Below are 1,168 nucleotides of genomic sequence, written 5' to 3' on the forward strand. Positions count from 1 at the left end.
CTAAATAACCGTTCCGAAATGTAGATCATTTGTCCGGGGAAGAAGGGAACTCGGCGTCGTTTGTGCGATCTGATCAATCGCCAAATCAACCAAACGACAAACGAGCCGAGCCCGAAATGATGCTAACACTCCCCGACCGAGCTGAGCGACGCCGGATCATCCATTTGATACACCGGACCAAAGATAAAGAGCACTGCCGGCGACTTAACGCCATCTTGCTACTGGCCGATGGCCACAGTGTTTCGGCCGTTTCCCGACTCACTGCCGCGGCCCGTTCGTCGATCAATCGCTGGGTTAACTGGTACACACTGTACGGGCTGGAAGGCCTTGAAAGTGAGCCTCGCGGTCGTAAGCCCGTACTGCCATTTGTGCAGATCGCTGGCCTGTTGCGGTTGTTGGTCCAGTTGTCACCGCAGGAGCTGGGGTATCAGCGCTCCCGTTGGAGTACCGAACTGATGGCGCTTGAACTAAAGCGGAATTGGCAGCTGTCCTTGCATGCTTCGACGATACGGCGCTGGCTGCCCCGACTCGGGATTGTTTGGCGCCGACCGGCGCCCACTTTGCGCATTCGCGATCCACACAAAGAGGCCAAGATGACGGTGATCAACGAGGCCTTGGCACGTTGCAGTATTGACCACCCAGTGTTTTATGAAGATGAGGTGGATATCCACCTCAACCCCAAACTGGGTGCGGACTGGATGCTTCGCGGAAATCAGAAGAAAGTGGTGACGCCGGGCCAAAATCGCAAGCATTACATCGCCGGTGCCCTGCATGCCGGAACCGGTAACGTGACCTATGTGGCGAGCGATAGCAAAGACACGGACTTGTTCTTGTCACTGCTCAAGACGCTGAAACGAACCTATCGGCGCGCCAAGAGCATCACGCTGATTTTGGACAACTACATCATCCACAAGAGCAAGAAGGCGCAGCGATGGCTGGCAAGCAATCCGAAGTTCATCGTGCTGTTCCAGCCGGTGTATTCACCGTGGGTAAACCGGATTGAGCGCCTGTGGCATGCCCTCCATGAAACCATCACCCGGAACCACCAATGCCGAACATTCGGTGAGCTGTTACATCGAGTGCGCTGCTTCCTGGATAATGCCGCGCCGTTCCCTGGCAACGGACATGGGCTGATGCAACTGGAGCGGAATTAGGATCAGCTATTTAG

1 protein-coding gene is annotated in these 1,168 nt (G+C 55.6%); it reads left to right on the forward strand.

Features of this window, described 5'->3' with window-relative positions; all coding sequences use genetic code 11:
• Positions 1–116 precede the first annotated feature (116 nt).
• Entirely contained in the window at positions 117–1,154 is a 1,038-nt protein-coding gene (locus OKC31_RS21585; RefSeq protein WP_199427192.1) for an IS630 family transposase, read from the forward strand.
• The last annotated feature ends 14 nt before the right edge of the window (positions 1,155–1,168 follow it).

The organism is Aeromonas sp. Y293-4 (assembly GCF_027705905.1).
GTDB lineage: Bacteria > Pseudomonadota > Gammaproteobacteria > Enterobacterales > Aeromonadaceae > Aeromonas > Aeromonas veronii.

Excerpts from the sequence above, each read along its gene's own strand:
- OKC31_RS21585 (WP_199427192.1), top strand. The coding sequence starts at position 117 with ATGATGCTAACACTCCCCGACCGAGCTGAGCGACGCCGGATCATCCAT.